Annotated in this window: 6 protein-coding genes and 1 pseudogene; 3 read left to right on the top strand and 4 right to left on the bottom strand. The window is 47.1% G+C overall.

Translation table 11 applies throughout. The annotated features are described in order from the left end of the window. Nucleotides 1-270: 270 nt before the first annotated feature. The 3 genes and pseudogenes from L6D74_RS29825 to L6D74_RS29815 all read right to left on the bottom strand — a co-directional run bounded on the left by L6D74_RS29825 (nt 271) and on the right by L6D74_RS29815 (nt 1,807). Entirely contained in the window at nt 271-558 is a 288-nt protein-coding gene (locus tag L6D74_RS29825; protein WP_236191714.1) for a hypothetical protein, read from the bottom strand. Further along, entirely contained in the window at nt 555-1,268 is a 714-nt protein-coding gene (locus L6D74_RS29820; protein WP_236191712.1) for a peptidoglycan recognition protein family protein, read from the bottom strand. The genes L6D74_RS29825 and L6D74_RS29820 overlap by 4 nt, the downstream gene beginning before the upstream one ends. A gap of 6 nt (nt 1,269-1,274) precedes the next feature. Beyond that, nucleotides 1,275-1,807 (bottom strand): annotated as a pseudogene (locus L6D74_RS29815) (PAAR domain-containing protein). Between the two features lie 417 nt (nt 1,808-2,224). On the opposite strand from L6D74_RS29815, the gene L6D74_RS29810 reads away from it, so the two are divergent. Then, nucleotides 2,225-5,200, top strand: a complete 2,976-nt coding sequence (locus L6D74_RS29810; RefSeq protein ID WP_236191711.1) for a TrlF family AAA-like ATPase — start codon at nt 2,225-2,227, stop codon at nt 5,198-5,200. 126 nt (nt 5,201-5,326) lie between these two features. Here L6D74_RS29810 and L6D74_RS29805 read toward each other — a convergent pair whose 3' ends face one another. Continuing rightward, a complete protein-coding gene (locus L6D74_RS29805) occupies nt 5,327-6,259 on the bottom strand; it encodes an FRG domain-containing protein (protein ID WP_236191709.1) in 933 nt (310 codons plus the stop codon). Nucleotides 6,260-6,555: 296 nt separating this feature from the next. Here L6D74_RS29805 and L6D74_RS29800 point away from each other — a divergent pair, with 296 nt between their 5' ends. Both L6D74_RS29800 and L6D74_RS29795 read left to right on the top strand, forming a co-directional pair. Then, on the top strand, nt 6,556-6,774 hold the full coding sequence (locus tag L6D74_RS29800; protein WP_011333849.1) for a hypothetical protein: 219 nt from the start codon (nt 6,556-6,558) through the stop codon (nt 6,772-6,774). Between the two features lie 222 nt (nt 6,775-6,996). Next, nucleotides 6,997-7,353, top strand: coding sequence for a DUF7079 family protein (locus tag L6D74_RS29795; RefSeq protein ID WP_236191708.1), 357 nt, complete (start codon nt 6,997-6,999; stop codon nt 7,351-7,353). The last annotated feature ends 411 nt before the right edge of the window (nt 7,354-7,764 follow it).

Raw genomic sequence — 7,764 nt, 5'->3', positions numbered from 1 at the left:
GGTTAAGGCTTAGGTTGGAGGGTCTTTGAAGTGGCTTAAAACAAATATTCGTCGAGGTCCGCGTCTGGCCAATAGCAGCCTCCAAATGACGTCTATCAAACCAAGCCAATTGATTACTATGTTTCAACGCGGGTGCAGACATGCACCCGCTTCAGCCGAAGATGTATAAGCAGTCTTGTTTCTCCGGAAAAACAGCCCCATTAGTCGCAATCAGTAATAGTCGCCAGATGCGCTTGAGAGAAATCTACGGTTAACAGAGACGACTTACGATTACCTTTGTTTGCATTTTTCAAGCTCGCTTTGACTTTTTAATGTCGTATCCAAGCCAAGTCGATACTTGCAATAATCAATAACCAGGCTTCGCTCCGCCTCGCTTAGCTCACTCAATTTTTTATCATCGGATTCGTACGCAAAAATATTCTCAAACTCCATCTGAAATGTGGGACTCTTCTTAATAAAGAATACTTTTTCCGGATAAGCGTCCTCCATCTTTTCGTAAAAACCTATATAAAGCATGGCGACAATCGTGGTTGATAATATGATTAGCAGCGATTTCATGATGAAGGCGGTCGCAAAAGTTTGGTTTTAATCCGAAGGTTTCTAACAAGCTCCATGCCGATATTACCTGGGCAAATTTTTCCTTCGCCGGCTTGCATGGGGAATTCACGGTGCCCACCTAACGTCGTCACCCTGAAAACGCTGGTCAGGGCCTGAATCAAGGTCAGAAGGGTATCAATTTGTATAGCAGGAATTTTCTGGTCCATGTTGCCGTTGATGCTCTCGAGGGCTTGGCGAGCAAAAGCGACCATATCGCCACCCTCTTCGGCGGTTGTCAGGTTTTCCAGTAAAACAATACCAATCACACCCGTGTTGTAGTTATGTACGCTTGATCCCTTGAACCGTATGTCACGTCCTTCAAAGACTTTACCCGTACAATCGATGCCGTAGTGATAGCCGATATCATCAAACTTAGCCTGATGTTCACTCTGAATCGCGCGCATTTGTCCTGCACCAGCACCGCAGCCTACACTTCGTCCTGCGTGGTGAAGGGCGATCATCGAGTAGTCCCAATCATCCACCATTTCACCTTTTGCTTTATACGCTCCCCATGATGATCGCTCTACAAATTCCCACTTGTTTTTGCTGATTAGTCTGATGATCGCTTCTCTAGTGGCAGCTCTATCGTTGACGGTGATAATCGTGGGAGCAACTGGCACAGCGGGTTTGACTTCAGTCGCTTTTGCTTCAGTAGTAAATTGTTCAGCCATTCTGGGTCAGTCCGTTAGTTCGTTAAGCGTCCGAGCTGGAGAAGTGAAATCAATACTGATGGAAATATTGGCATCTTTGACTGGGGTTTTGATCTTCGCCATCCCGGCGCTGTCGGTAACACCTGTAATCTTTTGACCATTTACAGTGGCAGTGAAATTTCTTCCGACTAGAGGTTGACCCGTTTCGCTATCAACGATGCTGAAAGTATGCCCATAGGTTTTCTGCAGTAAAAGCGGGAGTGGAGGCGTGAACGGTGCAGGATTATGGGAGTCGCCGATGATCACCGTACCCGAACCACCAATAACTACGTCGCCGTGTGTGCCGACGGTTCCCACCAGAGCGGCATTCTTGCCATTGATGAACACCGTCGCAGACACTGCCGAGTCCAAAGCGCTGCCGCAGGTGCAAGTGTCGCCTTCCTTGCAGCTGCGAGGCCGTCAAAAAACACATCGGGAGATCCGGACGCAATGGCTTTGGGCCCGTGTCCAGGCATAGGGCAACTGGTGGGGTCAGTTATGCGTGCAGCTGGCTTTGCCATGTATGACTTCCTGTCTACGATTTTTCCAAGGGCGACTGTATCAGAGTTGCGTCGAGCAGTGGCCCAAGGCATCGCTCTGGTTGGCATATCGGCAATCGCTTTGGAGCGCTTATGGTTATACAGAGGTCGTTGAGCGTCAGCTTTCGGCTAGAAGCAGACGTTCGTAATGTGGCCGTTTTCAGCCCCCAAAAAATCTTTATTAGAATTTATCGAGGCAAGCGAACATTTGTAATGAGTGCTAATTTGGTATCTAGTGTCGTGAAGAAGGCAACGAACCAAGCGTTGCCATCTTGGACGCGTCCTAAGGTGACGAGTCGATTGATGAGTTAAATCTGAGAAAAATTGTCATTTGCAACTGCTTATTGCTACTTTGAATCTTTTGTTGGGAGTCGCAACTTTTAACAGGGCGGGGGGCGCATGGAGAAAAGTAAATTAAAGGAATCTGGTTTTCCTAATGGATCTGAATGGAGGCGGTGGGACCTCCATGTTCATACGCCAGACAGTAAACTGGGAGCTTCATTTGTTGGAACATCATGGGGGGAATATTTAGATCAGCTGGAGAGTTCGGCAGAGAGTGCAGAGATAGCTGTCATTGGTGTGACAGATTATATGTCTATAGACGGTTATGAGCGATTATTTGCAGAAAGAAGCAATCCAGCTGCTCCTCGGCTAAAAAACATCCAGCTGCTAATTCCAAATATAGAATTTCGCGTTTTGCCTGCCACGAGAGATGGCAAAGCATTAAATATCCATATCCTTATTGACCCAACTGATCCCGATCACATTCAAAAAATAAAACGTGCCCTGGCCAACTTAAAAATAGAATACACTTCTCAGTCCGAAGGAAGGCGCTCATATGGCTGCATACGCGGAGATCTAATTGAGTACGCAAAAGCACAAAATCCGGATTTAATCGATAATGAACAGGCATATAAATTAGGAATAGAACAGTTCAAGCCATCTTACGAGCAGATTTTTAAGTGGATTCGTGATGATGGGTGGTTGAACAGTAATAGTCTTATTGGAGTCGCGAATGGGAAGGACGGGATCAGCGGTTTACCAATCGATGGGTTTTCCGCTACCAGGGATGTGCTATTAAATAATTGTCACTTTGTATTTTCTGCGAATCCAAACGATAGGGCCTATTATTTAGGGCAGAAGCCCGGCACTTCACCGCGGGATATTAAGAGGATGTATGGAAGTCTGAAGCCATGTCTGCATGGGTCGGACGCGCATGAAGTTAAATCGTTATTTAAGCCGGACGAGGATCGGTACTGCTGGATTAAGTCAGATCCGACTTTTGAAGGACTGCGACAGGTTTTGTGGGAGCCTGAGTACCGAGTAAGAATAGGCAAGGCGAAACCTCAACCATCTAACAACAGCCAAATAATATCATCTCTACAATTGTCGAAAATTAATGGCTGGTTTAGCAACGAGATCATAAATTTCAATGCTTGTCTAGTTGCAATAATTGGAGAAAAGGGCGCGGGAAAAACTGCCGTAGCTGACCTGATCGCATTTGCGTCCGGCTACCCTGTGGATATTAAATCACAGTCATCATTTATCAGCAAAGGACGACTTCACTTAGCCGGAGCAAACCTTCAACTAACTTGGGGGACGGGGTCTATAAGTTCTGGGACTCTTACAGACAGACCATTTGTCACCTCGAAACCACTTGTTAGATATTTATCGCAGGATTTTGTAGAGCGCCTTTGTTCAGGCGACCATCAAGGGCAAGAGCTTCAAAAGGCCATTGAAGAAGTAGTATTTTCGCATCTTGATGAAGTGCATCGTGAAGGTTATTCCTCATTTGAAGAACTACGAGCGGCTCGTGAGTCTGCATCGCAATCTAGACAAGATGAGTTTCGGGGGCGGATTGTTAGTCTTCATCGTGAAATTGATCGGCTTTATGCGCACATAGCGCAACGTTCAGACAAGGTCGATAGCCGTGACCAGGCTGTTCGACAAATTGAAGAGATAAAAAAACAACTGCCTTCCGTTACTCAAGCCGCAGATGAGGAAGTCCTAAAGAAATTAGCAATAGAGAACGAAAATCGCAAAGTTGTAGAGTCTTTAATAGCTAATAAGAGTCGAAGAAAGCGTAATATTGATCAGTTCTTGAAGTCTTACTCTGAATTCAAGATTCGTACAAGCCGGCAAGCGCAGGAGCTTATTGAAAATACTCAACTTCTTGAAATGCTGCCAAAGGAAACGATTGCACGACTAGTGCCGAATTGGGATGACTCGATTGAGCAAGAGGTAAATTTAGCTGCCCTGCAGCTCGGCACGGAAATAGACTACTTGCAAGGCAATGAGCAGTCGATAGGCGTGGTTGGTAATACTTTGCGTGAAATATCAACGAGAATTCAATCGCTTCAAGGTTTGCTGAGTGAGGATGAAACTAACAAAAAACGTTTGCTTGATCTGCAAGGGCAAATAAATGCCCATGAAGCAACAGTGCAGCGACTTACAAAAGAGATTGAAGAAATTGATGAAAAGACATCTAAGATCCTTTCTCTACGTGAGCAAGAGCGAGATGACTTTTATATAAGATATTTTGAAGCCCTTGCGGAAGATGAGAAAGGCTTGCAGCAGCTCTATGAACCAATGAAAGAGCAGCTGGAAACGCTCGGTTCAAATATGAAATTTCAACTTTCTGCCGGTTATCGCGTCGACTGGAGAGATTGGCTGGACAAAAGTGTTCGTTTTTTTGATGGAAGAAAGCCTCAAGCGTCAGCCAAAAAAGACGAAATCGAAAAGTTTGTCGCAGATACGATGTCACTAGCATGGAACTCTGGGGACGCTGTAGCTATTAAAGAGTCGATAAAAAAGTTTTTCTCAATTATAGATCCAACAGGGTTTATGGATAACTGCGCATCGCCAAGTTTAAAGATAGTCGACTTACTGGACTGGATGTATTCCACAGATCACATTCGCACTACCTATAAAATAAAATACGGCGACACGTCTTTGGAAAACCTTTCTCCTGGAACGCGGGGGATCGCACTGTTAGTCCTTTATCTTTTGATGGATGAGGATGATCGACGACCATTGATAATAGATCAACCAGAAGGAAATCTGGATAATTCATCAATTTATCTTCAGTTAGTCCCATATATCAGAAAGGCGAAGGAGAATCGTCAAATAATTCTTGTTACGCACAACCCTAATTTGGTTGTTGCCACTGACGCGGAACAAGTAATTGTTGCTACAGCTAACCGGTCACCCGATCAGTCTTATCCTCGAATTACATATATCTCGGGATCATTAGAGCATAGTGAGGTCGGCCACGACTACATCGGAACTCGCCAAGCAGTTTGCACCCTGCTCGAGGGTGGAGATCAAGCATTCAAAGAGAGGGAAGGTCGATATTCAATCCGAGATGTGACCTGACACATTTGACTATGTCTATTGGTGAGAGCGCATCTTAGCTATTGCGCTCAAATCCTCTGGCCACTTCCGGCCGAAGCCGGTGCTCAATGGCACCTGTCGAACCAGCTGCATTTTTTTCATTTGCGTTCAATGAAAATCTGGATCACTGTCATAACTATCAGCGTTTGCTTGATCTATAGCTGACCGAGACATCCTTACGCCAGCCTCAATATTGGCCCAGTCTCTTACGCTCTTTGCTACCCCGTGATATCCAGGAAATAGCGTCGAGCCATCAACCCCTAGTTTTGAACAGAGCATAAGCAAAGTCGGGGCTTCAAATAAAGGTAATGTAATTTTTAGAAGTGAACTTGCGGTATTGCTTATCCCGTAAATTTCCTGGACGTCCTCTAATGCTTCTGGCTGATAGTAGTCTGAGAAGCTTGGTTCTCTGACGTTGTGTGTAGTGAACAATCCAGACTGGGCAGCCTGGTTTCTGCTTGTGCCGCCCGGTGTTCTAATAATAGATATCGTTTCCCAAGTGTTTGAATGAGTAGTGTCTAATGCCCAGATTGCTATCCTTGGTATATTGTTACTGTCTAATTCGAAATTTGCAGAAGAAGCTGCGAAGTAACAGGCAACGAAGCTCCTTTCTGTCCAGTCGAGTAGCCGGGTGGGTACATCGTAATGCTGGGCGACAGCCATGATTTCGTACATCTCTGGCTGGGGCCACAACCGGTGTGCACTCAGGAAGGAACCTCGTTCATGGGCAAGCAGTCGTTTTATTTCCTTAGTGTATCCCGGTACTAAAAGACCCGACCGATCACAGCCATCAAGAAATCTGCTGATAACTTCTAGTTCGTAATGAATTTGCCTAGAAACAGTGTCTGCGAATGCTTTTCGAGGTGAGCCATGCCCAAATGACCCCTCTCCTCGCCGGAATATCGACGGTGTGAGTTTAAAAGCTGCGTCTGGCTGCCCTCTAAAGATATGTTGCCCTGCATTCCAAATAGGGTTTAGGGGGGAAACGAAGTTTAGTAGCTCTTCTGCTGTTTCAAAGGATATCTCAGTCGGGATTGCCATTGTTCCATTTCCCTAAGTTCCATTAGATTTTTCAGTTTACTGATCGACGATCAACAGCGGCAACTGTCAATGTGGACATCTACATTTTTCGGCAGTTAATGCCCTTTCTGAAACGGAAGCCGCACCCAAATGAGTGTCTGCTATTGGCCGATAGCGGACACCCGCAAGAAAAGAGGAGACGGATTTATTTTCAAACGAAGAGCTCACTTCTCTTGGCCAGTGAAGGCACTGTGATAGCATGCGTCCGCCCCCCGGAGAGGGGGAATTTATCCACATCCCGCAAGGAATATGCCCTCGTGAAAGACTTCGTCATCAGCGTCAACAACACCGTCCTCTATCTCTCCCTGGCATTCATCTGGCTGGTCGCTATCGTCGCGATTTTCACCAGTGGGTTCTTGCCGGCGCTGGGTATCTTCGTGGCCGGCACCCTGTGCTGGTGCATCATTTCCGGCTTCTGGTTCGTCCAGTCGGCGACCTACGAAGAACTGCGCAAGCTGAACGCCAGCAAAAACTGAAACATCAGGGTGGAGCCTTGAGTGCCCCGCCCTACCCTGAGCGCTTGGTTCCGTGCCAAGCGCTCTCGCCCACCGCGAATGGCTCGCATAAATCCCGCTTTTTCCGAAATTCTGAAAATCCCGCCGTTCCCTTTCTGCCAATAAAGCCCAGCACTATCTTTCAAGAAATATCCCCGTCTCTTGTCCTCATCCACTGAGTGGCGAACTAAAGGAGCTTTGATTTTGGGACATCTTCTGACTGAGCCGCAGCTGACCGACGTCAGGGCTGCACTCTCCTGGCCTTTCAACGATTTTCCGACCGATTACGACTACATCGCGCGTGAGGTCGAAGGTGTCGATCCGGACGTGCTGTACAAAATCCTGTATTCCGAAGTGGCGCCCGTGTGTTTCACCAATCTTGCAGCTGTCTTGCCCACTATCTGGACAGGCTTCGATCCTGACTCGCTCAGAACCTCAATAGAAGAAAGGCTCGCTGCGAGAAAACGTAACTGGTTTCGCAGGCAGTTTGATAAGGCGTTGGTTCGCTGGCTTCAATACAACTACGGCTACATCTGGAAGGAGATTTCCTCCAGGCTTTGAGCGCTTAAACAAGCCCGTTTAAAGCAACCCGCCGTAACTTCCCCAAGGCTACAACGCCTTGCGTCATTGCCTACGACTACGCCAGAATCCGCCGGCTTGTGTGTCTACAGCGCGGGTTTTATCGTTTCCGGGTCACTGAAAAACAGTGATCGGGTTTGGTAGCCCGAGACAAACACAAGATGCAGAGCTCACCATCGCGGCGGTCAATCGCCCCGGTTTTATGGTGGCCATGCACAGGGCGTCTTCGGGCGCGCCGGTCTCCTTGTGTCCCGGTCTACCAACCTGCGTATGGCCACCACCCAACGTTTGGTAGCGAGTGGGTGATGGCTCCTGATGACGACACAAGGAGTTTCACCATGATCAAACCAACACCCAACCCACCCGAAACCGACCCCACCTCCCCCTACGAAT

Source organism: Pseudomonas pharyngis (genome assembly GCF_021602345.1).
GTDB classification, from domain to species: Bacteria; Pseudomonadota; Gammaproteobacteria; order Pseudomonadales; family Pseudomonadaceae; genus Aquipseudomonas; species Aquipseudomonas pharyngis.
This window is presented reverse-complemented; position numbering and strand designations above follow the sequence as displayed.

Coding starts and splice junctions, on each gene's coding strand:
- L6D74_RS29825 (WP_236191714.1), bottom strand. CDS start 558: ATGAAATCGCTGCTAATCATATTATCAACCACGATTGTCGCCATGCTT.
- L6D74_RS29820 (WP_236191712.1), bottom strand. CDS start 1,268: ATGGCTGAACAATTTACTACTGAAGCAAAAGCGACTGAAGTCAAACCC.
- L6D74_RS29810 (WP_236191711.1), top strand. CDS start 2,225: ATGGAGAAAAGTAAATTAAAGGAATCTGGTTTTCCTAATGGATCTGAA.
- L6D74_RS29805 (WP_236191709.1), bottom strand. CDS start 6,259: ATGGCAATCCCGACTGAGATATCCTTTGAAACAGCAGAAGAGCTACTA.